This is a genomic window from Pseudomonas monsensis (assembly GCF_014268495.2).
GTDB classification, from domain to species: domain Bacteria; phylum Pseudomonadota; class Gammaproteobacteria; order Pseudomonadales; family Pseudomonadaceae; genus Aquipseudomonas; species Aquipseudomonas monsensis.
Map to the genome: position 1 here is coordinate 5,227,792 of NZ_CP077087.1, position 24,295 is coordinate 5,252,086.

The 24,295-nt window shown below is 59.0% G+C and carries 25 protein-coding genes; 16 read left to right on the forward strand and 9 right to left on the reverse strand.

Translation table 11 applies throughout. The annotated features are described in order from the left end of the window. The first annotated feature begins 106 nt into the window (after window positions 1-106). Window positions 107-2,056, forward strand: a complete 1,950-nt coding sequence (locus HV782_RS23020) for an LTA synthase family protein (protein ID WP_128616210.1) — start codon at window positions 107-109, stop codon at window positions 2,054-2,056. A gap of 52 nt (window positions 2,057-2,108) precedes the next feature. After that, window positions 2,109-2,852 (forward strand): phosphatase PAP2 family protein, encoded by a 744-nt coding sequence (locus HV782_RS23025; protein WP_128616211.1) that lies wholly within the window; start codon window positions 2,109-2,111, stop codon window positions 2,850-2,852. 198 nt (window positions 2,853-3,050) lie between these two features. Here the strand turns inward: HV782_RS23025 and groL are convergent, their stop codons facing one another. The 4 genes from groL to HV782_RS23045 all read right to left on the reverse strand — a co-directional run bounded on the left by groL (window position 3,051) and on the right by HV782_RS23045 (window position 6,562). Continuing rightward, window positions 3,051-4,697 (reverse strand): chaperonin GroEL, encoded by a 1,647-nt coding sequence (groL, locus tag HV782_RS23030; protein WP_123453761.1) that lies wholly within the window; start codon window positions 4,695-4,697, stop codon window positions 3,051-3,053. 50 nt (window positions 4,698-4,747) lie between these two features. Further along, window positions 4,748-5,041 (reverse strand): co-chaperone GroES, encoded by a 294-nt coding sequence (locus HV782_RS23035; RefSeq protein ID WP_003227685.1) that lies wholly within the window; start codon window positions 5,039-5,041, stop codon window positions 4,748-4,750. Window positions 5,042-5,288: 247 nt separating this feature from the next. Next, the gene (locus tag HV782_RS23040; RefSeq protein ID WP_186746742.1) at window positions 5,289-5,765 is read right to left on the reverse strand and encodes an FxsA family protein; all 477 of its coding nucleotides are present in this window, start codon (window positions 5,763-5,765) and stop codon (window positions 5,289-5,291) included. Window positions 5,766-5,830: 65 nt separating this feature from the next. Continuing rightward, entirely contained in the window at window positions 5,831-6,562 is a 732-nt protein-coding gene (locus tag HV782_RS23045; RefSeq protein ID WP_123466260.1) for a HugZ family pyridoxamine 5'-phosphate oxidase, read from the reverse strand. Between the two features lie 162 nt (window positions 6,563-6,724). Between HV782_RS23045 and HV782_RS23050 the strand changes: the two genes are divergently transcribed. After that, window positions 6,725-7,483 (forward strand): SDR family oxidoreductase, encoded by a 759-nt coding sequence (locus HV782_RS23050; RefSeq protein ID WP_123466357.1) that lies wholly within the window; start codon window positions 6,725-6,727, stop codon window positions 7,481-7,483. Between the two features lie 130 nt (window positions 7,484-7,613). Here HV782_RS23050 and apbC read toward each other — a convergent pair whose 3' ends face one another. After that, complete coding sequence (apbC, locus tag HV782_RS23055) at window positions 7,614-8,708, reverse strand: iron-sulfur cluster carrier protein ApbC (RefSeq protein ID WP_123466258.1); 1,095 nt, start codon at window positions 8,706-8,708, stop codon at window positions 7,614-7,616. A 380-nt stretch (window positions 8,709-9,088) separates the two neighbouring features. Between apbC and metG the strand changes: the two genes are divergently transcribed. The 8 genes from metG to HV782_RS23095 all read left to right on the forward strand — a co-directional run bounded on the left by metG (window position 9,089) and on the right by HV782_RS23095 (window position 16,125). Next, on the forward strand, window positions 9,089-11,140 hold the full coding sequence (gene metG / locus HV782_RS23060) for a methionine--tRNA ligase (protein ID WP_123466256.1): 2,052 nt from the start codon (window positions 9,089-9,091) through the stop codon (window positions 11,138-11,140). 132 nt (window positions 11,141-11,272) lie between these two features. After that, window positions 11,273-11,842, forward strand: a complete 570-nt coding sequence (locus HV782_RS23065) for an Rnf-Nqr domain containing protein (protein WP_123466254.1) — start codon at window positions 11,273-11,275, stop codon at window positions 11,840-11,842. Then, window positions 11,839-13,053 (forward strand): electron transport complex subunit RsxB, encoded by a 1,215-nt coding sequence (gene rsxB, locus HV782_RS23070; RefSeq protein ID WP_186746740.1) that lies wholly within the window; start codon window positions 11,839-11,841, stop codon window positions 13,051-13,053. Before HV782_RS23065 ends, rsxB begins: the two co-directional genes overlap by 4 nt. Further along, window positions 13,040-14,023: an RnfABCDGE type electron transport complex subunit D gene (locus HV782_RS23075; protein ID WP_186746737.1), complete on the forward strand. Its 984-nt coding sequence runs from the start codon at window positions 13,040-13,042 to the stop codon at window positions 14,021-14,023. Before rsxB ends, HV782_RS23075 begins: the two co-directional genes overlap by 14 nt. Next, the gene (locus HV782_RS23080) at window positions 14,020-14,625 is read left to right on the forward strand and encodes an RnfABCDGE type electron transport complex subunit G (RefSeq protein ID WP_128616324.1); all 606 of its coding nucleotides are present in this window, start codon (window positions 14,020-14,022) and stop codon (window positions 14,623-14,625) included. The genes HV782_RS23075 and HV782_RS23080 overlap by 4 nt, the downstream gene beginning before the upstream one ends. Beyond that, window positions 14,622-15,203 (forward strand): Rnf-Nqr domain containing protein, encoded by a 582-nt coding sequence (locus tag HV782_RS23085; RefSeq protein WP_186746735.1) that lies wholly within the window; start codon window positions 14,622-14,624, stop codon window positions 15,201-15,203. Before HV782_RS23080 ends, HV782_RS23085 begins: the two co-directional genes overlap by 4 nt. Beyond that, on the forward strand, window positions 15,200-15,838 hold the full coding sequence (nth, locus tag HV782_RS23090; protein ID WP_123466244.1) for an endonuclease III: 639 nt from the start codon (window positions 15,200-15,202) through the stop codon (window positions 15,836-15,838). Before HV782_RS23085 ends, nth begins: the two co-directional genes overlap by 4 nt. Window positions 15,839-15,945: 107 nt before the next feature. After that, window positions 15,946-16,125: a PA3496 family putative envelope integrity protein gene (locus tag HV782_RS23095; RefSeq protein WP_123466242.1), complete on the forward strand. Its 180-nt coding sequence runs from the start codon at window positions 15,946-15,948 to the stop codon at window positions 16,123-16,125. 86 nt (window positions 16,126-16,211) lie between these two features. Here the strand turns inward: HV782_RS23095 and HV782_RS23100 are convergent, their stop codons facing one another. Then, entirely contained in the window at window positions 16,212-16,838 is a 627-nt protein-coding gene (locus tag HV782_RS23100; protein WP_123466240.1) for a response regulator transcription factor, read from the reverse strand. Window positions 16,839-17,307: 469 nt separating this feature from the next. Between HV782_RS23100 and HV782_RS23105 the strand changes: the two genes are divergently transcribed. Next, the gene (locus tag HV782_RS23105; protein WP_186746733.1) at window positions 17,308-18,024 is read left to right on the forward strand and encodes a hypothetical protein; all 717 of its coding nucleotides are present in this window, start codon (window positions 17,308-17,310) and stop codon (window positions 18,022-18,024) included. Window positions 18,025-18,155: 131 nt separating this feature from the next. Here the strand turns inward: HV782_RS23105 and HV782_RS23110 are convergent, their stop codons facing one another. Then, entirely contained in the window at window positions 18,156-19,373 is a 1,218-nt protein-coding gene (locus HV782_RS23110; RefSeq protein ID WP_027612065.1) for an argininosuccinate synthase, read from the reverse strand. A 129-nt stretch (window positions 19,374-19,502) separates the two neighbouring features. Beyond that, window positions 19,503-20,411 carry a flagellar protein MotY gene (locus HV782_RS23115; protein ID WP_186746730.1) on the reverse strand — a complete coding sequence of 303 codons (909 nt, stop codon included), beginning with the start codon at window positions 20,409-20,411 and terminating at the stop codon, window positions 19,503-19,505. A 160-nt stretch (window positions 20,412-20,571) separates the two neighbouring features. Here HV782_RS23115 and pyrC point away from each other — a divergent pair, with 160 nt between their 5' ends. Together pyrC and rnt are read left to right on the forward strand one after the other, a co-directional pair. Further along, window positions 20,572-21,618 carry a dihydroorotase gene (gene pyrC / locus HV782_RS23120; RefSeq protein ID WP_123466234.1) on the forward strand — a complete coding sequence of 349 codons (1,047 nt, stop codon included), beginning with the start codon at window positions 20,572-20,574 and terminating at the stop codon, window positions 21,616-21,618. Then, window positions 21,615-22,289, forward strand: a complete 675-nt coding sequence (rnt, locus tag HV782_RS23125) for a ribonuclease T (protein WP_095136951.1) — start codon at window positions 21,615-21,617, stop codon at window positions 22,287-22,289. Before pyrC ends, rnt begins: the two co-directional genes overlap by 4 nt. A 74-nt stretch (window positions 22,290-22,363) precedes the next feature. On the opposite strand, the gene HV782_RS23130 is transcribed toward rnt, so the two are convergent. Next, on the reverse strand, window positions 22,364-22,966 hold the full coding sequence (locus tag HV782_RS23130) for a peroxiredoxin (protein WP_007953195.1): 603 nt from the start codon (window positions 22,964-22,966) through the stop codon (window positions 22,364-22,366). 313 nt (window positions 22,967-23,279) lie between these two features. Between HV782_RS23130 and HV782_RS23135 the strand changes: the two genes are divergently transcribed. Then, a complete protein-coding gene (locus HV782_RS23135; protein WP_093430580.1) occupies window positions 23,280-23,498 on the forward strand; it encodes a bacterioferritin-associated ferredoxin in 219 nt (72 codons plus the stop codon). A 202-nt stretch (window positions 23,499-23,700) separates the two neighbouring features. Beyond that, the gene (gene bfr, locus HV782_RS23140; protein WP_123466230.1) at window positions 23,701-24,174 is read left to right on the forward strand and encodes a bacterioferritin; all 474 of its coding nucleotides are present in this window, start codon (window positions 23,701-23,703) and stop codon (window positions 24,172-24,174) included. Window positions 24,175-24,295: the final 121 nt, after the last annotated feature.

The following is a 24,295-nucleotide window of genomic DNA, read 5'->3' on the forward strand; positions in this document are numbered from 1 at the left end:
ACTCTCTCGAGCATATTCAAGTCTTAACAAATTTTTCACTATAGGTTCACAACCTGGCGACAGTGACGCCGCGACACTCCCGCGCCATCGTAAAAGGAAGCAGACTATGGATTTTTTCAAGACGGCGCCCCTGCGCCTGCTGCTGTTGATTACCGGCGCCTGGCTGCTGATTTTTTTTCTGACCCGGACCATTCTGCTCCTGACTCATCTGGATGAGGCCGGTGGCGTTGCCCTGTCGGTGTTCGGCATTGGTTTGCTGTATGACCTGGGTTTCCTTGCCTATGCGGCGCTGCCGTTGGGCCTGTATCTGTTGCTGTGCCCACCGGCCTTGTGGCGCCGCCGCGGTCATCGCTGGTTCCTGCGAGGGCTGCTGACCGTCAGCCTGTTCGTCATGCTGTTCGTGTCGGTGGCCGAATGGCTGTTCTGGGACGAGTTCGGCGTGCGCTTCAACTTCATCGCCGTGGACTACCTGGTGTACTCCGATGAAGTGCTGAACAACGTGCTCGAGTCGTACCCGATCGGCACCCTGCTGAGCATTCTGGCGCTGCTGGCCATTGGCATCAGCTTCGCGTTGCGCAAGCCGTTCAATGCGGCGCTGAATGCGCCACTGCCGCCGTTGCGCAAACGCCTGCTCAATGCGCTGGCGCTGCTGCTGGTGACCGGTCTCAGTCTGCAACTGCTCAGCCAGGACGCACCGCGCGCCCAGGGCGGCAATGCCTACCAGAACGAACTGGCGAGCAACGGCCCTTATCAGTTCTTCGCGGCCTTTCGTAACAATGAGCTGGATTACAGCCAGTTCTACAGCAGCCGCTCGTCAGAAGAGGTGGCCCGGCAGATTCGCGCTGAACTGAACGAGCCCAACGCCCGCTTCATCGGTCAGGATCCGCAGGATATTCGCCGGGTGATCGACAACCCCGGCACGGCACGCACGCCCAACATCGTGCTGGTGACCATCGAAAGCCTCAGCGCCAAGTACCTGGGCAGCAACGGTGACAAGCGCGATCTGACCCCGCACCTCGATGCGCTGCGCAAACAGAGCCTGTATTTCAATAATTTCTACGCCACCGGCACCCGTACCGACCGTGGCCTGGAAGCCATCACCCTGGCCATTCCACCGACGCCGGGCCGCTCGATCGTCAAACGCATCGGCCGCGAAAGCGGGTTCGCCAGCCTGGGTCAGCAATTGAGTGCGGTAGGCTATGACAGCGTATTCGTCTACGGCGGGCGCGGTTACTTCGACAACATGAACGCGTTCTTCAGCGGTAACGGTTATCGCGTGGTCGATCAGAGCAGCGTCGACGAGGCCGAAATCCACTTCAAGAACGCCTGGGGCATGGCCGACGAGGACCTGTACACGCAAACCCTGAAACTGGCCGATGCCGATTTCGCCAAGGGCCAGCCGTTTCTGTTGCAGTTGATGACCACCTCCAACCATCGCCCGTACACCTACCCGGACAACCGCATCGACATCAAGTCCGGCAACGGTCGCGACGGCGCGGTGAAGTACACCGACTACGCCATCGGCCAGTTCCTTGAGCAGGCGCGCCAGAAACCGTGGTTCGACAACACGATCTTCATCTTCGTCGCCGACCACACCGCCGGTAGCGCCGGCAAGGAAGACCTGCCGATCGCCAACTATCAGATTCCGCTGTTCATTTATGCACCGAAGCTGATCGAACCACGCGAAAACGGCCAACTGGCCAGCCAGATCGACCTCGCGCCGACCCTGCTGGGCTTGCTGAACATGGATTACCAGTCGACGTTCTTCGGGCGCAACCTGCTGCAGGACAATCCCTTGCCGCCACGCGTGGTGGTTGGCAACTACCAGCATCTGGGGCTGTTCGACGGCAAGGATCTGGCCATTCTCAGCCCGCGCCAGGGCTTGCGCCGACACGACGATGCGCTGACTGAAAGCCGTGAATCCCGGGCGACCAGCGATGACCCGCTGATCAGCCGCGCCATCACCTACTACCAAACCGCCAGTTATGGCTTCAAACATCAGCTGCTTGGCTGGAAAGCATCCAAGGAGGGTGCGCCGCAAGTCAGCGAACGTTAATCGAAGCGCCCCGGGCCGATGCACCGGGGCGTTTTTTTGCTCAGGATCCAACATGTCATCAAACGTTGTGCGCCCCACCCCTCGCCCGTTGAATCCGTGGCTTTATCTGGGCATTCCCGCTGCTGCAGCGCTCATGCTGATCTTGCTGGAAACCACCGACCTGGACATGGTCCTGGCGCAAATGTTCTACGACCCGGTGGCGGGAAAGTTCATCGGCCGGCACAGCTTCTTCCTTGAAAACATCCTGCACGACCGCGCCAAACAGGTCGTGATCGGATTTTCGGTGTTTGCCATACTGGGTTTTATCGGCGCGTTTCTCATCGGCCGGCTCAAGCCGTTCAGGCGCGAACTGGGTTGCCTGGTGCTCTCACTCGGCCTGGCCACGTCATTCGTCACACCGATGAAAGCGGTGACGGCGGTGCAATGCCCATGGAGCCTGGAGCAATTCGGCGGCCACGAAACCTACAGCAAACTGCTCGACCATCGCCCGCCCACCGACAATCCCGGCCGTTGCTGGCCCGGTGGTCATGCGGCTACCGGTTTCACCCTGTTTGCGCTGTTCTTTGTGCTGCGTGACCGACGTCCGCGTCTCGCCCGACAGGCGTTCATCTTTGCCTTTGCCCTGGGCTCGGTGTTCTCGATCAGCCGGATGATGCAGGGTGCGCACTTCTTTTCGCACAACGTGTGGACGGCGATTTTCTGTTGGCTGATTTGCCTGGGGTCGTATTACTGGGTGCTGTATCGCCCGGCGGTGAAGGCTGAAGCCGTCGTCAAGGCACAACCGGTCAGCGCCTGATCTGACGCTATCGCTGGCAAGCCAGCTCCCACAATGTCCAAGGTGAAACACGTATTGGGTGAACACCATAGATCCTTGTGGGAGCTGGCTTGCCAGCGATGGCCGCACCTCGGTCTCAAGCCAACACTAAATCGAAGGCAATAAAAAACCCCGCTGGCTTTCGCCAGCGGGGTTTTGCGTTACAGGGGTAAGGCTGGCTTACATCATGCCGCCCATGCCACCCATGCCGCCCATGTCTGGCATACCGCCGCCAGCCGAGCCTTCTTTCTTCGGTGCATCAGCAACAGCGGCTTCGGTGGTCAGGATCAGACCGCCGATCGAGGCTGCAGCTTGCAGAGCGGAACGGGTTACCTTGGTTGGGTCCAGGATGCCCATTTCGATCATGTCGCCGTATTCGCCGGAAGCAGCGTTGTAACCGAAGTTACCTTTGCCGTTCTTCACTTCGTTGACGACTACACTTGGCTCGTCACCGGAGTTGGCAGCGATCTGACGCAGCGGCGCTTCAACAGCGCGACGCAGCACAGCGATACCGACGTTCTGGTCAGCGTTGTCGCCGGTCAGTTCGGTCAGGGCTTCCAGAGCGCGGATCAGCGCAACGCCACCGCCAGGTACCACGCCTTCTTCAACGGCTGCACGGGTTGCGTGCAGAGCGTCTTCAACGCGGGCCTTCTTCTCTTTCATTTCAACTTCGGAACCCGCGCCAACCTTGATCACCGCAACGCCGCCGGACAGCTTGGCCAGACGCTCTTGCAGTTTTTCACGGTCGTAGTCCGAGGAAGTCTCGGCAACCTGAGCACGGATCTGAGCGATACGCGCCTGGATGTCGCCTTCAACGCCAGCACCGTCAACGATGATGGTGTTTTCCTTGGACAGGGTGACACGCTTGGCGTTACCCAGGTGCTCCAGAGTGGTGCTTTCCAGGCTCAGGCCGATTTCTTCGGAGATCACGGTACCGCCGGTCAGAACGGCGATGTCCTGCAGCATGGCCTTGCGACGGTCGCCGAAGCCTGGAGCCTTGACGGCTGCGACTTTAACGATGCCACGCATGTTGTTCACAACCAGAGTCGCCAGGGCTTCGCCTTCAACGTCTTCGGCCACGATCAGCAGTGGGCGACCGGCTTTGGCAACGGCTTCCAGCACTGGCAGCATTTCGCGGATGTTCGAGATCTTCTTGTCGACCAGCAGGATCAGCGGGCCGTCGAGCTCGGCCACCATGGTGTCTGGCTTGTTGACGAAGTACGGGGACAGGTAGCCACGGTCGAACTGCATGCCTTCTACAACCGACAGTTCGTTTTCCAGGCCCGAGCCTTCTTCAACGGTGATCACGCCTTCTTTACCGACTTTTTCCATGGCTTCGGCAATGATGTCGCCGATGGAGTTGTCGGAGTTGGCGGAGATGGTGCCGACCTGAGCGATCGCCTTGGTGTCAGCGCATGGCTTGGACAGGGCTTTCAGCTCTTTGACGATCGCGATGGTCGCTTTGTCGATACCGCGCTTGAGGTCCATCGGGTTCATGCCGGCAGCGACGGCTTTCAGGCCTTCGTTGACGATCGACTGAGCCAGAACGGTAGCGGTGGTAGTACCGTCACCGGCGTCATCGTTGGCACGGGAGGCAACGTCTTTGACCAGCTGCGCGCCCATGTTTTCGAAGCGATCTTCGAGCTCGATTTCCTTGGCGACGGAAACGCCGTCCTTGGTGATGGTCGGAGCGCCGAAGCTCTTCTCGAGGATCACGTTACGGCCTTTCGGGCCCAGGGTCGCTTTTACCGCGTCAGCCAGAACGTTGACGCCTTTGAGCATCTTGGAGCGGGCGGCATCGCCGAATTTAACTTCTTTAGCAGCCATGATCGATATTCCTTAAATACTTTGTAGTAGCGGGAAAATGAGCGGGGAAATCAGCCTTCCAGTACAGCGAGAATCTCGTTCTCAGCCATTACCAGCAGGTCTTCGCCGTCGACTTTCACAGTGTTGCTGCCGGAGTAAGGACCGAACACAACCTTGTCACCGACTTTAACGGCCAGCGCACGCACTTCACCGTTTTCCAGAGTCTTGCCTGGGCCTGCAGCGACAATCACACCGTGGTTGGCTTTTTCAGCAGCCGAACCTGGCAGGACGATACCGCCAGCGGTTTTCTTTTCTTCTTCGCTGCGACGGATAACGACGCGGTCATGCAGAGGACGAAGCTTCATTGTCGATCTCTCCTAATTGTGGTTTTCATCGGCCGGTGTAGTCCCGGCGGGTTTAACAAATCCGGCCTGCGCCGGTTGCGATTCGTCGAGCGAACCGCGGAAGTCTGTCCGACTCAATGCCGGAAACCTTTCGGTGACCGATACATAAGGGCGCATAAGGTTATTACAAGGGCGAGGTCAGAATTTTTTTCACGATCAGACCCCATAAACGAACACGGCACCCGAAGGTGCCGTGTCGATGCAGACGTTACTTGCTGTCGCGGTGTTCGTACTCGCCTTCGATGACATTCGGCTCACGCCCCAAAGGTTCGCGTGGAGCAGGCCCGCCACGGGGTTGCAGGTCATCGGCAAAGGCACGCTGGCGCATGGCCTGGTCTTCGGCGCGTTGACGCATTTTGTTCGCCAGCAGACAACGGGTGAACGGCAGCAGCATCACCAGACCGACCACGTCGCTGATGAAGCCCGGCAGGATCAACAGGCCACCGGCCAGGGCGAGCATCAGGCCTTCAAGCATGGTTTGCGCAGGCAGTTCGCCGCGGTTCAGGCTTTCACGGGCACGCAGGGCGGTGGCCAGACCGGCGATACGCAGCACGAACACGCCGAACATCGAGCCAAGAATGATCAGCAGCAGGGCCGGGAAAAACCCGATAGCCCCTGCCACTTTGACGAATACGAACAGCTCCAGCACCGGAAACAGCAGAAAGAGCAACAAAAAAGGGCGCATCAAAGATTCCTCAACGCAAGAAATGCCTTGCAGTAAGCCTTAGATGACGTCGCCCTTTCGTGAATTCAAGCATCGGCCTCAGCATTTTTTGGCCAGACCTCGGCGTGAGCCAGAGAAACCAAGGCCTCGCGCACTTGTATCGGCGTGTGACAAGGCGCTTGAAACGGCAACCAGTGCAACGCCTGACCGATGCGCAAGTGCATGCCTTCGCTGTCGATCCCGGCCAGTTGCGCCGGCACCGTCTGCGGCAGGCCTGCGAGCTCCACGTAGTGGGCGATGGCCTTGGCGTGATCGCTGTTCATGTGCTCGACCATGCTGATTTCAGCCTTGCCGGCGAAGGGGTTGGCCAGGGTCAGTTGCTCGACCCAGTGGATCGCGCCGAAACCGCCAATGTAGCGATGACGCACAGGATTAAGCACCCAGAAGTCGAAATCGTGGGCCTTGTGGTAGTTCTGCGAATCGGGGAAATAGCGGTAGTAACGCTCGGCGGCGGCTTCGATGGCGGCTGGCTCTTCGAGCTTTTGCGCCTCGGCCAGATAGGTCAGGCGACCGACGGCCTGCACGTCGTCGGCCTCACGCTCGCCCACCAACAACGAGCATTTCGGGTCTTTTTGCAGGTTGTGGGTGTGCTGGGCGATGCGGCTGATCAGGATCAGCGGGCGACCCTGTTCATCCAGGCAATAGGGAACCACGGAGCCGAACGGGAAACCGGGCATTGATTTGGAGTGGGTGGACAATACGCCACGGTATTCCTTGAGAAGCAATTCTCGGGCATTCTTGGCCGCTTCAACGCTCAATTTATGACTCCTTATATATAATCCGTCGAAAAAACGGACAGGCGCCCGGAGATAAGTCCCGGTCACGCCATCGGGCTATGCTCATGTGCAACCGGCCACGGCCGGTACAGATCGAGCGGCGCCAATAATAAAAACCACTCAGACCGGCATCGGGGCATGCGCATGCAACTCAACGACAAAGTAATCATTATCACCGGCGGTTGCCAGGGTTTGGGCCGTTCCATGGCCGAGTATTTCGCCGCCAAGGGCGCGAAGCTCGCACTGGTCGATTTGAACCAGGAAAAACTCGATGCTGCGGTCGCGGCCTGCAAGGCCAAGGGCGTCGAGGCCCGCAGCTATCTGTGCAACGTGGCCAATGAAGAACAGGTCGAGCACATGGTCGCGCAAGTGGCCGCCGATTTCGGTGCAATCCACGGCCTGATCAACAACGCCGGGATCCTCCGTGATGGCCTGCTGCTCAAGGTCAAGGACGGCGAAATGACCAAGATGAGCCTGGCCCAGTGGCAGGCAGTGATCGACGTCAACCTGACCGGCGTGTTCCTGTGCACCCGTGAAGTCGCGGCGAAAATGGTCGAGCTGAAAAACAGTGGCGCAATCATCAACATCTCGTCGATTTCGCGCGCCGGCAACGTCGGCCAGACCAACTATTCCGCCGCCAAGGCCGGCGTGGCAGCAGCCACCGTGACCTGGGCCAAGGAACTGGCGCGTTACGGCATTCGCGTCGCGGGCATTGCCCCCGGCTTCATCGAAACCGAGATGACCCTGGGCATGAAGCCGGAAGCACTGGAGAAAATGACTTCGGGGATTCCGCTCAAGCGCATGGGCAAACCGGAAGAGATCGCCCATTCGGCGGCGTACATCTTCGAGAACGACTACTACACCGGACGGATTCTGGAGATGGATGGCGGCTTGCGCATCTAACCGCCGAACACAAAAAACAATGTGGGAGCGAGCCTGCTCGCGAATGCGGTAGTTCAGTCAACCTATTCGTTGAATGTGAATCCGCTATCGCTGGCAGGCCAGCTCCCACAGTTGATCGTGTTTCAGGCCATCAATCGTCGCTGATGGTGATGTTCGGCATCGCCGGTGTCGCCGCTTCCTGCAACACAATCCGCGCACCGACGTGGCGAGCCAGTTCCTGATAGACCATGGCGATCTGGCTGTCCGGCTCGGCGATCACCGTCGGCTTGCCGCCATCGGCCTGCTCGCGGATCAGCATCGACAGCGGCAGCGAGGCCAGCAACTCGACGCCGTATTGACTCGCCAGCTTCTCACCGCCGCCCTCACCGAACAGATGCTCGGCATGACCGCAGTTCGAGCAGATGTGCACCGCCATGTTTTCCACCACGCCCAGCACCGGAATGTTGACCTTGCGGAACATTTCCACGCCTTTGCGCGCGTCGAGCAGTGCCAGATCCTGTGGCGTGGTGACAATCACCGCGCCAGCCACCGGGACCTTCTGCGCCAGGGTCAACTGGATGTCGCCGGTGCCTGGCGGCATGTCGATGACCAGATAATCCAGATCGCCCCACGCGGTTTGCGTGACCAGTTGCAGCAGTGCGCCCGAGACCATCGGTCCACGCCAGACCATCGGCGTGTTGTCGTCGGTCAGGAACGCCATCGACATGACTTCGACACCGTGGGCCTTGAGCGGCACGAACCACTTCTGATCCTTGATTTCAGGACGGGTGCGCTCGGGGATGCCAAACATGATCCCTTGGCTCGGGCCATAGATGTCGGCGTCGAGAATCCCGACCTTGGCGCCTTCGCGGGCCAGTGCCAGCGCAAGATTGGCAGCGGTGGTCGACTTGCCCACGCCGCCCTTGCCGGAGGCCACGGCGACGACGTTCTTGACATTGGCCAGCCCCGGAATCTGCGCCTGGGCCTTGTGCGCGGCGATCACACTGTTGACCTCGACCTTGGCCGAGACGACGCCGTCGAGGTTTTCGATGGCCAGTTGCAGCATTTGCGCCCAGCCACTTTTGAACAGACCGGCGGCATAGCCGATTTCCAGCTCAACCCTGACGCGCTCGCCATCAATCTCGATGTGCTTCACGCAACCGGCGCTGACCGGGTCCTGGTTCAGGTAAGGGTCGGTGTATTGGCTGAGGACGGCTTCCACCGCTGCGCGAGTGACGGCACTCATGGGCAACTCCGATAACAAGACTGGGAATAGATGGCGGGTATCCTACCCTGCGGGTTCGTTTCTGGTCAGGCGATTTATAGCCAGACGCATTACTTGAGCCGGAAAGCACTGTGGTGAGGGGATTTATCCCCGACCGGTTACGCAGCAGTCGTGAAACCATTGAACGCGGTTTACCTGATTGACCGAGTTGTCTGGTTTTGGGGTGGCTTCGCCACCCATCGGGGATAAATCCCCTCGCCACAGCGCCCCACTCCCATCAAAAGGTTTCATAGGCTGGGATTAAGTGATTGGTGTATCCGGAAACAGGCGCACAGGGTGAAAAATATGCGCCAGCGCTTTATAGTGGCCGACCTCCGTTTCATCAAGTAGCGAAGCCCCACATGTCCGAACCACGCAAGATCCTCGTCACCAGCGCCCTGCCCTACGCCAACGGTTCGATCCACCTTGGCCACATGCTGGAATATATCCAGACCGATATGTGGGTGCGCTTCCAGAAGCATCGCGGCAATCAATGCATTTATGTCTGCGCCGACGACGCCCACGGTTCGGCGATCATGCTGCGCGCGGAAAAGGAAGGCATCACCCCGGAACAACTGATCGCCAACGTGCAGGCTGAACACAGCGCCGACTTTGCCGAGTTCCTGGTCGACTTCGACAACTTCCACTCCACTCACGCCGAAGAAAACCGTGAGCTGTCGAGCCAGATCTACCTGAAACTGCGTGACGCCGGGCACATCGCCCAACGTTCGATCACCCAGTATTTCGACCCGGAAAAGAAAATGTTCCTGGCCGACCGCTTCATCAAGGGCACCTGCCCGAAATGCGGCACTGAAGACCAGTACGGCGACAACTGCGAAAAATGCGGTGCGACCTACGCCCCGACTGACCTGAAGGATCCGAAGTCGGCGATCTCCGGCGCCACCCCGGTGCTCAAGGATTCCCAGCACTTCTTCTTCAAACTGCCAGACTTCCAGCAGATGCTGCAGACCTGGACGCGCAGCGGCACCCTGCAGGACGCCGTCGCCAACAAGATCGCCGAATGGCTGGACGCCGGCCTGCAACAGTGGGACATCTCCCGCGATGCGCCGTATTTCGGTTTCGAGATCCCCGACGAGCCGGGCAAGTACTTCTACGTGTGGCTGGACGCGCCGATCGGCTACATGGCGAGCTTCAAGAACCTCTGCAACCGTACGCCTGAGCTGGACTTCGACGCGTTCTGGGGCAAGGACTCCACCGCCGAGCTCTACCACTTCATCGGCAAGGACATCGTCAACTTCCACGCGCTGTTCTGGCCCGCCATGCTCGAAGGCGCCGGTTTCCGTAAACCGACCGGAATCAACGTGCACGGCTACCTGACCGTCAACGGCCAGAAGATGTCCAAGTCCCGCGGCACCTTCATCAAGGCCCGGACCTACCTGGATCACCTGTCGCCGGAATACCTGCGCTACTACTACGCGGCCAAACTGGGCCGTGGCGTCGATGACCTCGACCTGAACCTCGAAGACTTCGTGCAGAAGGTCAACTCCGACCTGGTCGGCAAAGTGGTCAACATCGCCAGCCGTTGCGCCGGTTTCATTCATAAAGGCAACGGCGGCCTGCTGGTCGACAACAATGCCGCGCCAGAGCTGACCGAGGCGTTCCTCGCTGCTGCGCCAAGCATTGCCGACGCCTATGAAGCCCGCGACTTCGCCCGCGCCATGCGTGAAACCATGGCCCTGGCCGACCGCGCCAATGCGTGGATCGCCGACAAGGCCCCGTGGTCGCTGAACAAGCAGGAAGGCAAGCAGGATGAAGTCCAGGCGATCTGCGCCACCGGCATCAACCTGTTCCGCCAACTGGTGATCTTCCTCAAACCGGTGCTGCCGCTGCTGGCCGCCGATGCCGAGGCGTTCCTCAACGTCGCCCCGCTGACCTGGAACGACCACACCACCCTGCTGGCCAATCATCAGCTGAACGAATTCAAACCGTTGATGACCCGCATCGACCCGGTAAAAGTACAAGCCATGACCGACGCCTCGAAAGAAGACCTGACCGCCAGCCAGACCGACACCGGTGCCGCCGCATCGGCGGGCAACGGCGAGCTGGCCAAGGATCCGCTGTCGCCGGAAATCGACTTCGACACTTTTGCCGCCGTAGACCTGCGCGTCGCCCTGATCGTCAAGGCTGAACACGTCGAAGGCGCGGACAAGCTGCTGCGCCTGACGCTGGACATCGGCGACGAGCAGCGCAACGTGTTCTCCGGAATCAAGAGCGCCTACCCGGACCCGTCGAAACTCGACGGTCGCCTGACCATGATGATCGCCAACCTCAAGCCACGGAAAATGAAGTTCGGCATCTCCGAAGGCATGGTGATGGCGGCAGGTCCCGGCGGTGAAGAAATCTACCTGCTGAGCCCGGACAGCGGCGCCAAGCCGGGTCAACGCATCAAGTAAGGCCCAGCGGTAAAACGATCCCACAGGCATGTTCTGCAAGCCTGTGGGATTTTTCATATCTGGCCCACCCTTCGCGGGTGCCGGATAATGCCTAACCTTAAGTGACACCCGCCCGTTGCTACCGGCAGAACCATGACCGAACTTGCGCTTACGCTGATCAGTGCCGCCCTGCTCAACAACTTCGTGTTGCACTGGCCGCTGGGCGTCGATCCGTTGCTGGCGGGCAGTCGGCGCCAGCTGCATGCGCTAGGGCTGGCGACGTTCTGCCTGATGCTGAGCGTCGGCGTCATCGGTTACGGGATCTGGCACTGGCTGCTGGTGCCGCTGCAACTGCAGGCCCTGCACCTGTTCGTGTGCTTGCCGCTCAGCGTGCTGCTGATCGCACCGCTGCTGAAACTGTTGGCGCGTGCGCTGCCCGACTGGCCGTTCGACGGACTCTGGCCGTTGTTGCTGGGCAATGCCGGCGTGCTCGGGCTGGCCTTGCTCAATGCGCAACAGGATCGCGGCCTGCTGCAGGCAACGGCGCTGAGCCTTGGCGCCGGGTTGGGTTTCTGGCTGGTGCTGAGTCTGTTCAGCGACTTGCGTGAACGCACCGCCGACAACGACATTCCCCTGCCCTTTCGCGGCCTGCCGATCGACCTGATCGGCGCCGGATTGATCGCAGTGATTTTTCTCGGATTCAGTGGACTGATTAAAACATGAGTCTGATTCAACTCATTGATGCCCTCCTGCCGCAGACCCAGTGCGGCAAATGCGGCCACCCCGGCTGCAAGCCCTATGCGCAAGGCATCGTCGAGGGCGAACCGATCAACAAGTGTCCACCGGGCGGCGACGAAACCATCGCGGCGCTGGCCGAACTGCTGAAGGTGCCGGCGCTGGAGCTGGACGTCAGCCGTGGTTCGGCACCGCCCCAAGTGGCGTTCATCCGCGAAGCCGAGTGCATCGGCTGCACCAAGTGCATTCAGGCCTGCCCGATCGACGCCATCGTCGGCGCCGCGAAACTGATGCACACCGTGCTGATCGACGAATGCACCGGTTGCGACCTGTGCGTGGCGCCGTGCCCGGTGGATTGCATCGAAATGCATCCGCTGCCGCCAGGCACGCTGCCGGTGGTGGGCGGCCTGGCCCTCAGCCTGGAAGAACAACGCGCACGCGCGGCCAAACGCGATCATGCGCGCCAGCGTTTCGAACGACGCAACGCCCGCCTGCAACGCGAAGAACAACAGAAACAGGCTGAGCGCGAGGCCCGTGCGCAACGGGCGACGCAACCGGCGGTGGCTACCCTCGATCCGGTGCAGGCGGCTCTGGAACGGGTGCGCGCGCAGAAAGCCGCGACCGCCGACGCCGCGCTGAAAAAAGCCAAGATCGACGTCGCCATGAGCCGCGCGCAATTGCACAAATCGCTGAAAGCCTTCGGCCATCCACCGACGTTCGAGCAGCAGTCACAACTGATCGTGTTGCAACAGCAGTTCGAAGCCGCCGAGCAGGCGCTGGCGAAACTCGAAAGCAACGCTCCCGGCGCGCCAACAGCGGTGGCCCCGGCCCCGGCGAAAGACGCAGACCTGAAACGGGCGAAAATCCAGTTGGCCATGCACCGCGCCGAACTGAAAAAGGCCCAGACTGCCGAAGCGCCGCCGGAGCGACTCGCCACGCTGGAACAGGCCTTGCGTGACGCAGAGCTAGCGCTTCACGCTGCCGAAGCCGCCAGCGAGCAACCGCTGCCTGATCTCGTGCGCGTGGAAAAACGTCCGATCGACAGCCAGTTGCGCCAGTTGAAAACCGAACTGGCCTACGCCCGCGCCGACTTGAGCAAGCTCGAACGCCGCGCCGACACGCCCAGCGACGCCCTCGACAAGGCCCGCGCCCGTCTGCAGGACGCCGAGCGTCAGGTACACGATCATGTCGCCCCGTGAAGCACCGGATGATCGCCTGCAACAGGCGATGAAGCTGGTGCTGCTCGCCACGCTGCCGGGGCTGCTGGCATTGTTCTGGCTGTACGGCTGGGGCGTGCTGATCAATCTGCTGCTGGCGGTAGCCACCGCATCACTGGTCGAGGCAAGCGTCAGCCGCCTGCGCCGACAACCGCTGCACCCGACGCTGAGCGACGGTAGCGCATGGGTCAGCGCGACATTGCTGGCGCTGGCCCTGCCGCCTTATTGCCCGTGGTGGCTGACCGTGACGGCGATTGCTGGCGGCTTGCTGTTCGGCAAGCACCTGTACGGTGGCATCGGCAAGAATCCGTTCAATCCGGCCATGCTCGGCTTTGCGCTGGCGATGGTGCTGTTCCCGCAGCCGATGACCCACTGGCCGGCGCACGGGATGAATCTGCTGGCAACGTTTGAACAGGTCTTCAATACGGGTCAGGCGCCGGACGCCTGGGTTCAGGCCACCGCGCTGGACAGTCTGCGTATCAACAAAAGCCTGACCATGGATGAGCTATTCGCCGCCAACCCGGCGTTCGGCCATTTCGGCGGGCGCGGCGTGGAGTGGGTCAATCTGGCGTTTCTTGCCGGGGGGCTGCTGCTATTGCAACGTAGGGTGATCGGCTGGCAAGCACCGGCCGGCATGCTGGTCAGCCTGTTTGTCATCAGCCTGCTGTGCTGGAACGGTTCGGGCTCCGACTCCCACGGCTCGCCGCTGTTTCATCTGCTGAGCGGCGCGACCATGCTCGGTGCATTTTTCATCATCACCGAACCGGTGTCCGGGCCAAAAAGTCCGCTGGCCCGGCTGTTGTTCGGCGTCGGTGTCGGACTGCTGACCTACCTGATCCGCACTTGGGGCGGCTACCCGGATGGCGTCGCGTTTGCGGTGTTGCTGATGAATCTCTGTGTGCCGGCGCTAGAGCGTTTTGCCGCCACTCGCCAGGCGCAGGTGCATTCATGAACCGCGCGGCCTCTGTCATCACACTGGTGCTGATCGCCAGTGTTGGTCTCGGCCTGACTTATGAGGTGCAACGCAGCAGTGCACCGCAGATTGCCATCGAACAACGTCTGCTCGACAGTCGCAAACTGTTGGATGTGCTCGCCGCGGATGCCTACGACAATCAGCCTCTGGAACAGCCACTGGCGTTGGCGGATACGACGTTGAGCCACAGCACGCTGTTGACGGGTTACCGGGCAAGCAAAGCCGGGCAGCCGGTGGCGGTGCTGTTGCGCACGCAAACCGAGGGCTATGCCGGCGCCATCGAATTGCTCATCGCGATTGATGCCAATGGCAGACTGCTGGGTGTTAAAACCCTGCGGCAACATGAAACGCCGGCGTTGGGCGGGCATGTCGGCGACTGGCCGAACAACTGGCTGGCAGGGTTTTCCGGGAAATCACGCAGCGCCCCCGATGACACAGGCTGGGCCTTGAAAAAGGATCAGGGGCAGTTCGATCAACTGGCGGGCGCGACTATCACCTCCCGCGCCACCGTCCATGCCATCCATGACGCCCTGCGCTACTTTGATGAGCACCGGGCAACCTTGCTGGGGGGCGCACCATGAACCGGCCGACGAAGCTGAGCAACGCCTTGCTGCTGGCGCTGCTGCTGGGTACCAGCGCTACACTGGCCGGCGCGCTGGGCATGTTGTTGATGTCGAGCGTTGTCACGACGGCTTACGCAGTGTGCATTGCTCCATTGCGCGCTCGACTGTCTGACAGCGGCCTGTTGCTGGCCAGCCTGCTGCTGGCCGCCACCCTGACCAGTTGCGCCAATATCCTTGGGCAGCGCTGGGCGTTGCAGTGGCACCAGGCACTCGGGTTCTATAGCGGGCTGATCGCCTTGCAATGCGTAGTGCTGGAATACGATGGTTTCTTTCGTCAGGCGCGCACCGAACGCCTGACGTTTTTTGGCCTGTCGAGCGGGCTGCTACTGACGCTGGCGGTACTGCGTGAGCTGCTCGGTCAGGGCCATCTCGGTCGTGGTCTCTCAGAACGCTGGCAAGGCCTGGTTCTGTTCAACGAAGGGCTGCACCTGTTCACCCTGGTTCCCGGCGCTTTCATATTGCTGGGGCTGCTGTTGGCTGCCCGCCAGGCTTTGACTCGCTCGAACGCTCTCTCCAAGGAAACACATCACCCATGAATGCCGCAAAACGCCTTGAGATTTTTCGTCGACTGCATGAAGACAATCCCGAGCCGAAAACCGAACTGGCCTACTCCTCGCCCTTCGAATTGCTGATTGCGGTGATTCTGTCGGCGCAGTCGACGGACGTTGGCGTGAACAAGGCCACGGCCAGGCTCTTCCCCGTTGCCAATACCCCGGCAGCGATCCACGCCCTGGGTGTCGAAGGGCTGTCCGAATACATCAAGACCATCGGCCTCTACAACAGCAAAGCCAAGAACGTGATCGAGACCTGCCGCATGCTGGTCGAACTGCACAATGGTGAAGTCCCGCAAACCCGTGAAGAGCTGGAAGCCCTGCCCGGCGTGGGCCGCAAGACCGCCAACGTGGTGCTCAATACCGCTTTTCGACAATTGACCATGGCGGTCGACACGCACATTTTTCGTGTCAGCAATCGCACCGGCATCGCTCCGGGGAAAAATGTGGTTGAGGTGGAAAAGAAGCTGATGAAGTTTGTACCCAAAGACTACCTGCTGGATTCTCACCACTGGCTGATTTTGCACGGTCGCTACGTGTGTCTCGCCCGCAAGCCGCGCTGTGGCAGTTGCCGGATCGAAGATCTGTGCGAGTACAAACACAAAACCTCGGACGATTGAGTGGCTATTGGTTTTACTGATTCACCGATTGAAAAAATCTTTTTTACCCACAGCAGGAATGTCGATATAAGGAGCGCCAAAGGCAGTCTTAGCCTGGAGTTAACCTTATGACTGACAGTAAAGAACAACTGGATGTAGATGACGAATTTACTGCTGCGGAAACCGACGACACCGAACCGGTGGTCGAGGTCGCCAAAACCAATCTGAGCAAACGCCGCACTATCGACAACCTGCTTGAGGAGCGCCGACTGCAAAAGCAATTGGCTGATTACGATTTTGATCTCTGACATTTGAGAGCCTCCCGATACGGAGGCTTTTCATTTTCTGCGACTCGCTGAATTCGATCGGCCCATGATCACGTCAGTGACGCCACTCAGACAAGTCCGTTACGCTGCGCCAACTCGATCAGATCGACCAGTGAGCGGGCATTGAGCTTGAGCAACAGGCGGGTCTTGTAAGTGCTCACCGTCTTGTTGCTTAAAAACATGCCATCGGCAATTTCCTTGTTGGTCTTTCCCCGCGCCAACTGTTGCAAGACCATCATTTCCCGACCGGACAGGCGATCCACCATATCGGCTTCACTGGCGTTGCCCAGACTGGTACGCACGGTGTGCAGCGCCTGATTGGGGAAATAACTGTAGCCCGACAACACCGCCTTGATTGCACTGAGCAACTCGGTGAGGTCCTGCTGTTTACACACATAACCCGCCGCCCCCGATTGCATGCAGCGCATTGAAAAGTGTCCGGGTGCCTGTGACGTCAATACGAGAACCTTGACAGGCATGGCCGTTGAAGTCAGGCGCGCGATAACTTCCAGGCCATCAAGTTTCGGAATACCAATATCCAGAATGACAATATCCGGCATCTGGTCGCGAGCAAGTTGCAATGCATCCACACCGTTATCAGTTTCCGCGATGACTTCATAGCCATGACGTTCCATCAGCATACGTACCGCAAGACGAATGACGGGGTGATCATCCACGATCAGCACTTTATTCATGGGCAAGTCCAGTTTCGCTGTTCGAATTTTTTGAACACGCACAATATCCCAGCCACTTGTCCCGTGGCATGCCAAGTTTCACACGCACTTGCATCCAGAGACATTCCCTACAGCCAATGAGGATAAATCCCACAAAAATCCTTTCCTCATCTAAAAATCCGACGCCTCAACGGACACTCTCGGCTTGAATCTGTAACGGCGTGCGCTGTTTGCCAGCCAGCGCTGCGCTGGCAACGCGAGCGTCTGTCGTGGCAGGCATCACACGCCGTATCGCAGCATATAGAAATAAAAAGTTATGGCGCTCGCCACTTAAAACAGCCGCGCATCGTCAATAACTTACAAACATTCGGAGCGCGGGTATTTATACTTCGGAAAATAATTTTGTTATAACCAAGAGCAAGCCCTTGCAACAAAAAAGCCGCCAACAACTCACAAAACAATGAAAACCTACAACCACAAGAGCACGATCATGTTAAAAATCAAGAGCAGAATTACCAACCCGATGACAGTCATCGCTATATTCGCAGCCATTTCGGAAACATCGGCCGCCGTGTCCCTGCCATTTCTTGGCAATGAAGATCGTGAGTTTTACGTGTGGTTTCTCGTCATATTCCCGTTCTACTTGTTATTTCTTTTCTTTCTGACTTTAAACTTCAACCACCGCTCACTGTATTCCCCATCCGACTTCAATAAAGATGAAAGCTTTTTAAAAGCCATAGAAAACAGCGAGCGCAACTCCAGACGAAATCCATCTTCGCGAGAACTGCGTGCCCAAGGTATTTCAGGGTTTTCAAGTTGCATACTGTCCGGCCCCCCTCAAACCAGCCCATGCAAGGACAAGTGCAGGGCCCACAACGTGGCCGATCCGCCGTCAGGTGACAGCGTATCCTCGGGACCTGTTGTTCAGCACATCATTCAGCTGACCACGGCCCTGCGCAGCCTGCACATGATCGACATACGGAATCTCGACACGACGAAAGAAATCACGGCGATTCTGGAAAAAATCCACCACACCGACAAAAAAACCGACCGGGTCATCGTCCTTATCAGCAATCATGTGTCGGATGTTTTCCTGACACAAAACGCGTTACTGCCGATCAAACCGGCGAAGAAGGACACGGGCGCGACGCCCTATATTGTTTACAACGTGTGCTCACAAGCGATCACGCTGTTGGGGCGGGTTTGAAGGATGGAGCACGTCCATTGCGAGAGTGCGCCAGAGATCGCCCGATACGCGCAAGACACAGCATTCAATAAAAAAGGCGGGCCTGTCTTAACGACAAGCCCGCCTTTTCATTGCACAGCGTTCTGAAAGAATCAGAACAACTTGCGACCCTTGTTGGCCGCAATGCGCATGCGCAGCGCGTTGAGCTTGATGAAGCCCGCCGCGTCGGCCTGGTTGTAAGCACCGCCGTCTTCTTCGAAGGTCGCGATGTTGGCATCGAACAGCGAATCGTCGGACTTGCGGCCAGTCACGATGACGTTGCCCTTGTACAGCTTCAGACGAACCACACCGTTCACGTTGACCTGCGAAGCGTCGATCATCTGTTGCAGCATCAGACGCTCAGGGCTCCACCAGTAGCCGGTGTAGATCAGACTGGCGTATTTCGGCATCAGCTCGTCTTTGAGGTGAGCGACTTCGCGGTCCAGGGTGATCGACTCGATGGCGCGGTGAGCGCGCAGCATGATGGTGCCGCCCGGGGTTTCGTAGCAACCACGGGACTTCATGCCGACGTAGCGGTTCTCGACGATGTCGAGACGACCGATACCGTGAGCGCCACCGATCTTGTTCAGCGTTGCCAATACGGTGGCCGGGGTCATTTCGACGCCGTCCAGCGCAACGATGTCGCCGTTACGGTAGGTCAGTTCCAGGTATTGCGGGGTGTCGGGAGCCTTCTCCGGGGAGACGGTCCAGCGCCACATGTCTTCTTCGTGCTCGGTCCAGGTGTCTTCCAGCACGCCGCCTTCATAGGAGATGTGCAGCAGGTTGGCATCCATCGAGTACGGGGATTTTTTCTTGCCGTGACGCTCGATCGGGATCGCGTGCTTCTCGGCGTAGTCCATCAGTTTCTCGCGGGACAACAGGTCCCACTCACGCCAAGGAGCAATCACTTTCACGCCTGGCTTGAGTGCGTAGGCACCCAGTTCGAAACGCACCTGGTCGTTACCCTTGCCGGTAGCGCCATGGGAAATGGCGTCGGCGCCGGTTTCGTTGGCGATTTCGATCAGACGTTTGGCGATCAGCGGGCGTGCGATGGAAGTACCCAGCAGGTACTCGCCTTCGTAAACGGTATTGGCGCGGAACATCGGGAACACGAAATCACGCACGAATTCTTCGCGCAGATCGTCGATGTAGATTTCTTTGACGCCCATGGCCTGAGCCTTGGCGCGGGCCGGCTCGACCTCTTCGCCTTGACCGAGATCAGCGGTGAACGTCACCACTTCACAGTTATAAGTATCCTGCAGCCACTTGAGGATCACCGAAGTGTCCAGGCCGCCGGAATACGCCAGAACGACCTTGTTTACGTCCGCCATGCCATCACTCCACGGGGTTCTACGGAAAGCCGAGGAGTCTACCGCTCAAACGCGATAATTTACAGAGGCGCGACAGCTTAAGACGACAAAGCGACAGATTCTGTCGAGAGCGCGACGATGACCGGCGGGTCAGGAAGTTGCTGCAGTGCTGGCTGGCGTACTGGCCTGGGGCGCCGGTACGGGGGGCGTTGCCACCCGGGCCAGTTTCACCGCTACCCGACGATTCTTCGCCCGGTTGGCCGCATTGGTGTTGGGCACCAGCGGGTATTGCTCACCGTGGAACCGCACAGTGATCTGCGATTCGGCGATGCCGTTGGCCTTGAAGAAATCGACCACCGCCAATGCGCGTCGACGCGACAACTCGCGATTGGTCAGGCGGTTGCCGCTGTTGTCCGAATGGCCATCGAGTTCGATGTGATTGACCGTCGGATCAGCCTTCATGTACTCCAGCATCACTTGCAGCTTGGCCTTGGCAGCAGCGTCCAGATCCGTGCCTTCGCCGGGGAAGCCGATCTGCGACTGCTTGATCTGATCGAAATTCTGCGGCAGCAACTTCGCCACACAGGTCTGGTAGTCGTTGAACGCCTTGCTGAACTTGACGGGCAGCAGGCGCACTTCAGACACCCGGCCATCGCCGGACGCACGGCGCACCACCGGGCTGCGACCGTCGAGCAAACCGTTGATCAGCCCGCCGGCCTGAGACTGCGAACTGTTGAACAGCACGTTGCCAGTTCCGATCCGGACGCTGCCCAGATAGATGTCGTTACGCCCCGGCTGCCACGGCGCGGCCGCCGCGAGCAAGGTCGCCGAACCGCCGCCGAGCATGGCGTTGTAGGCATTCAGACGAAAAATCGCCTGCTCGCCGGCCTTGCGCACGAACTGGCCCGAGCCGAAATCGGTGATCGGCTGGGTCAGACGGCACTCGAACTTGTCACCCTCGACCGTCCACTCAATGTTCTCCAGACGCGTCTGGTAGGTGAGCGCCATCGCGGGGAGGCTGGCAAACACACTGAGCAAGGCTAAATATCGCTGGCGCACGGGAGGCTCCATTGGCTTCTGTAACACAAAGACCGATTCACACTATGTTTACGGCATACCTTCGGGATATCGGAAGGTTCCGGCAAAACTTGATAGCGAGTGCCTGCAAGAGTCTTTTCCGGTAGCATTCCCCTCAGTTTGACCCGCCTGGAATTCCCTCATGTCCGACCGCCTGACCCTGCTGCGTCCCGACGACTGGCACATTCATCTTCGCGATGGTGCCGTGTTGACCAATACCGTTGCCGATGTTGCGCGCACCTTTGGCCGCGCAATCATCATGCCCAACCTGGTACCACCGGTGCGCAACGCCGCTGAAGCCGACGGCTATCGCCAGCGGATTCTCGCCGCCCGCCCGGCCGGCAGTCGCTTCGAACCGCTGATGGTGCTGTACCTCACCGACCGCACCCAGCCCGAAGAAATTCGTGAAGCCAAGGCCAGCGGTTTCGTGCATGCCGCCAAACTGTACCCGGCCGGCGCGACCACCAACTCCGATTCCGGCGTAACCAGCATCGACAAGATCTTCCCAGTGCTGGAAGCGATGGCTGAAGTCGGCATGCCGTTGCTGATCCACGGTGAAGTCACGCGTGGCGATGTCGACGTCTTCGACCGCGAAAAGATTTTCATTGATGAGCACATGCGCCGTGTGGTCGAGCGTTTCCCGACGCTCAAAGTGGTGTTCGAACACATCACCACCGGCGACGCCGTGCAGTTCGTCAACGAGGCTTCGGCCAACGTCGGCGCGACCATCACCGCGCATCACCTGCTGTACAACCGCAACCACATGCTGGTGGGCGGAATTCGGCCGCACTTCTATTGCCTGCCGATCCTCAAGCGCAATACGCACCAGGAAGCCCTGCTCGACGCCGCCACCAGCGGCAGCGCAAAGTTCTTCCTCGGCACCGACTCGGCGCCGCACGCCCAGCACGCCAAGGAAGCCGCCTGCGGCTGCGCTGGCTGCTACACCGCGTACGCCGCCATCGAGTTGTATGCTGAAGCCTTCGAACAGCGCAATGCGCTGGACAAGCTCGAAGCCTTCGCCAGCCTCAACGGCCCGCGCTTCTACGGCCTGCCGGCGAACACCGACCGCATCACCCTGGTTCGCGAAGAATGGACCGCCCCGACCAGCCTGCCGTTTGGCGAGCTGAACGTTATCCCGCTGCGCGCCGGTGAAAAACTGCGCTGGCGCCTGCTGGAGGAACACGCGTGAGTGAAGACCATTTCGACGATGAACTGGACGGTCAAGGTGGCGGCGGTTCCCGTCACCCGATGGCAGCACGCTTTCGCGGTTACCTGCCGGTTGTCGTCGACGTAGAAACCGGTGGCTTCAACTCGGCCACCGATGCGTTGCTGGAGATTGCCGCGACCACCATCGCCATGGATGAAAAGGGTTTCGTTTATCCGGATCACACCTACTTCTTTCGTGTCGAGCCATTCGAAGGCGCCAACATCGAAGCGGCGGCGCTGGAGTTCACCGGGATCAAGCTCGATCACCCGTTGCGCATGGCCGTCAGCGAAGAAACCGCGCTGACCGACATCTTCCGTGGCATTCGCAAGGCATTGAAGGCCAATGGCTGCAAGCGGGCGATCCTGGTCGGCCACAACAGCAGCTTCGACCTTGGCTTCCTGAATGCGGCCGTTGCGCGCCTGGACATGAAGCGCAACCCGTTTCATCCGTTCTCCAGTTTCGACACGGCAACACTGGCCGGTCTGGCTTACGGTCAAACCGTATTGGCCAAGGCCTGTCAGGCGGCCGATATCGACTTCGACGGTCGTGAAGCGCACTCGGCGCGTTACGACACCGAGAAAACCGCTGAACTGTTCTGCGGGATCGTCAACCGCTGGAAACAGATGGGCGGCTGGGAGGACTTCGACGACTGATCCTCGTCGGGCAAATCCCGCACATAAAAAAACCGGCCACGCAGGCCGGTTTTTTTGTACCTGAACGTTGCGCCTTACAGGGCAGCAGCGTTCTCGGTCAGGTAAGCCGCAACGCCTTCTGGCGAAGCGTTCATGCCTTTGTCGCCTTTCTTCCAGTTGGCAGGGCAGACTTCGCCGTGCTCTTCGTGGAATTGCAGAGCGTCAACCAGACGGATCAGCTCTTCCATGTTACGGCCCAGCGGCAGGTCGTTGACGATCTGCGAGCGGACAACGCCCTTGTCGTCGATCAGGAACGCGCCACGGAAAGCCACGCCGCCTTCGGATTCAACGTCGTAGGCTTTAGCGATGTCGTGCTTCATGTCGGCAGCCATGGTGTATTTCACCTGGCCGATGCCGCCATTGTTAACCGGGGTGTTACGCCAGGCGTTGTGGGTGAAGTGCGAGTCGATCGACACAGCGATCACTTCAACGTTGCGTGCCTTGAAGTCAGCCATGCGGTTGTCCAGAGCGATCAGCTCGGACGGGCAGACGAAGGTGAAGTCCAGTGGGTAGAAGAACACCAGGCCGTATTTGCCTTTGATGGCCGAGGACAGGGTGAAGCTGTCAACGATCTCGCCATTGCCGAGTACGGCCGGGACGGTAAAGTCAGGGGCTTGTTTGCCTACGAGTACGCTCATTGATATCTCCTGGTGTAAAGACTTGAAGTTCAGGGTCCGGGCCAGCCTGCCACCCTCAGGCGACAGCCCTGTGACACGAACCCCCTTCGCAAGGGCCGACCATCATACACTGCGTTTTTGGCCTGTCCTCAACGGTTTTTAGCGAAAGCGGATAATGGCGCTGCATTTCCGGGGCCAGGCAAATCGCCATTAATCACCGTTCGTCAGTCATCCGCATTTCCAGTGAAAACCATTCAGAAAGCACTTTGACAATCATTCTCGTTAACATTAAGATCCATCGCAATTGAGTCACAACCAGCGACGGTTCTCACTTATGTATGTTTGCCTCTGCACTGGCGTCACCGACGGACAGATCCGCGATGCGATCTATGAAGGTTGCTGCAGCTACAAAGAAGTCCGCCAGGCCACTGGCGTCGCCAGCCAATGCGGCAAATGTGCGTGCCTTGCCAAGGAAGTCGTTCGCGAAACCCTGACCAAGCTGCAAACAGCCCAGGCTGCGATCCCCTACCCTGTTGAATTTACAGCGGCGTGATTACTCCCCTATTTCGAAAAACCGGACATATGTCCGGTTTTTTTATGCCTGCAAATCAATCGGTTAGGCGCTAGACGCGGAACACAAACATTCTTATTCAGATTTAATTTCATTTATTATTCAATAACTTAGGTTTGACACTTATAAATACCAAGCTCAAACTCCGCCTTATATACAGCTATTACAGGGCAGGACTCCCATCATGAAAGGCGACATTACAGTCATCCAGCATCTCAACAAGATCCTTGCCAATGAACTGGTCGCGATCAATCAGTACTTCCTGCATGCGCGCATGTATGAAGATTGGGGCCTGAACAAGCTGGGCAAACACGAGTACCACGAGTCCATCGACGAGATGAAACACGCGGACAAGCTGATCAAGCGCATTCTGTTCCTGGAAGGCCTGCCGAACGTGCAGGACCTGGGCAAGCTGCATATCGGCGAGCACACCAAGGAAATGCTGGAATGCGATCTGCGTATCGAAAAGACCGGCCACGCCGATCTGAAAGCCGCCATCGCGCATTGCGAAACCGTTGGCGACTTCGGCAGCCGTGAACTGCTCGAAGACATTCTTGAGTCCGAAGAAGAACATATCGACTGGCTGGAAACCCAACTGGGCCTGATCGATAAAGTCGGTCTTGAGAACTATCTGCAATCGCAGATGGGCGAAGAGTAAGTCAGCGTCCGCTGAACTCGCGACACTAAAAAGCCCCGCCCTCTTTCGAGGCGCGGGGCTTTTTTATGCCTGATGCGATGCAGGCAACACCACGAATCACATGGAGGAGTGAGCCTGCTCG

What these genes read in the sequence shown, in the direction of transcription:
- apbC (WP_123466258.1), bottom strand. Translation starts at nt 8,708, where the DNA reads ATGAGTGCCGTCACTCGCGCAGCGGTGGAAGCCGTCCTCAGCCAATAC.
- HV782_RS23110 (WP_027612065.1), bottom strand. Translation starts at nt 19,373, where the DNA reads ATGGCGGACGTAAACAAGGTCGTTCTGGCGTATTCCGGCGGCCTGGAC.
- HV782_RS23040 (WP_186746742.1), bottom strand. Translation starts at nt 5,765, where the DNA reads ATGCGCCCTTTTTTGTTGCTCTTTCTGCTGTTTCCGGTGCTGGAGCTG.
- bfr (WP_123466230.1), top strand. Translation starts at nt 23,701, where the DNA reads ATGAAAGGCGACATTACAGTCATCCAGCATCTCAACAAGATCCTTGCC.
- HV782_RS23100 (WP_123466240.1), bottom strand. Translation starts at nt 16,838, where the DNA reads ATGAATAAAGTGCTGATCGTGGATGATCACCCCGTCATTCGTCTTGCG.
- HV782_RS23075 (WP_186746737.1), top strand. Translation starts at nt 13,040, where the DNA reads ATGTCGCCCCGTGAAGCACCGGATGATCGCCTGCAACAGGCGATGAAG.
- pyrC (WP_123466234.1), top strand. Translation starts at nt 20,572, where the DNA reads ATGTCCGACCGCCTGACCCTGCTGCGTCCCGACGACTGGCACATTCAT.
- HV782_RS23130 (WP_007953195.1), bottom strand. Translation starts at nt 22,966, where the DNA reads ATGAGCGTACTCGTAGGCAAACAAGCCCCTGACTTTACCGTCCCGGCC.
- HV782_RS23080 (WP_128616324.1), top strand. Translation starts at nt 14,020, where the DNA reads ATGAACCGCGCGGCCTCTGTCATCACACTGGTGCTGATCGCCAGTGTT.
- HV782_RS23025 (WP_128616211.1), top strand. Translation starts at nt 2,109, where the DNA reads ATGTCATCAAACGTTGTGCGCCCCACCCCTCGCCCGTTGAATCCGTGG.
- HV782_RS23095 (WP_123466242.1), top strand. Translation starts at nt 15,946, where the DNA reads ATGACTGACAGTAAAGAACAACTGGATGTAGATGACGAATTTACTGCT.
- HV782_RS23035 (WP_003227685.1), bottom strand. Translation starts at nt 5,041, where the DNA reads ATGAAGCTTCGTCCTCTGCATGACCGCGTCGTTATCCGTCGCAGCGAA.
- HV782_RS23135 (WP_093430580.1), top strand. Translation starts at nt 23,280, where the DNA reads ATGTATGTTTGCCTCTGCACTGGCGTCACCGACGGACAGATCCGCGAT.
- HV782_RS23020 (WP_128616210.1), top strand. Translation starts at nt 107, where the DNA reads ATGGATTTTTTCAAGACGGCGCCCCTGCGCCTGCTGCTGTTGATTACC.
- HV782_RS23065 (WP_123466254.1), top strand. Translation starts at nt 11,273, where the DNA reads ATGACCGAACTTGCGCTTACGCTGATCAGTGCCGCCCTGCTCAACAAC.
- metG (WP_123466256.1), top strand. Translation starts at nt 9,089, where the DNA reads ATGTCCGAACCACGCAAGATCCTCGTCACCAGCGCCCTGCCCTACGCC.
- HV782_RS23105 (WP_186746733.1), top strand. Translation starts at nt 17,308, where the DNA reads ATGTTAAAAATCAAGAGCAGAATTACCAACCCGATGACAGTCATCGCT.
- nth (WP_123466244.1), top strand. Translation starts at nt 15,200, where the DNA reads ATGAATGCCGCAAAACGCCTTGAGATTTTTCGTCGACTGCATGAAGAC.
- rsxB (WP_186746740.1), top strand. Translation starts at nt 11,839, where the DNA reads ATGAGTCTGATTCAACTCATTGATGCCCTCCTGCCGCAGACCCAGTGC.
- groL (WP_123453761.1), bottom strand. Translation starts at nt 4,697, where the DNA reads ATGGCTGCTAAAGAAGTTAAATTCGGCGATGCCGCCCGCTCCAAGATG.
- HV782_RS23085 (WP_186746735.1), top strand. Translation starts at nt 14,622, where the DNA reads ATGAACCGGCCGACGAAGCTGAGCAACGCCTTGCTGCTGGCGCTGCTG.
- HV782_RS23050 (WP_123466357.1), top strand. Translation starts at nt 6,725, where the DNA reads ATGCAACTCAACGACAAAGTAATCATTATCACCGGCGGTTGCCAGGGT.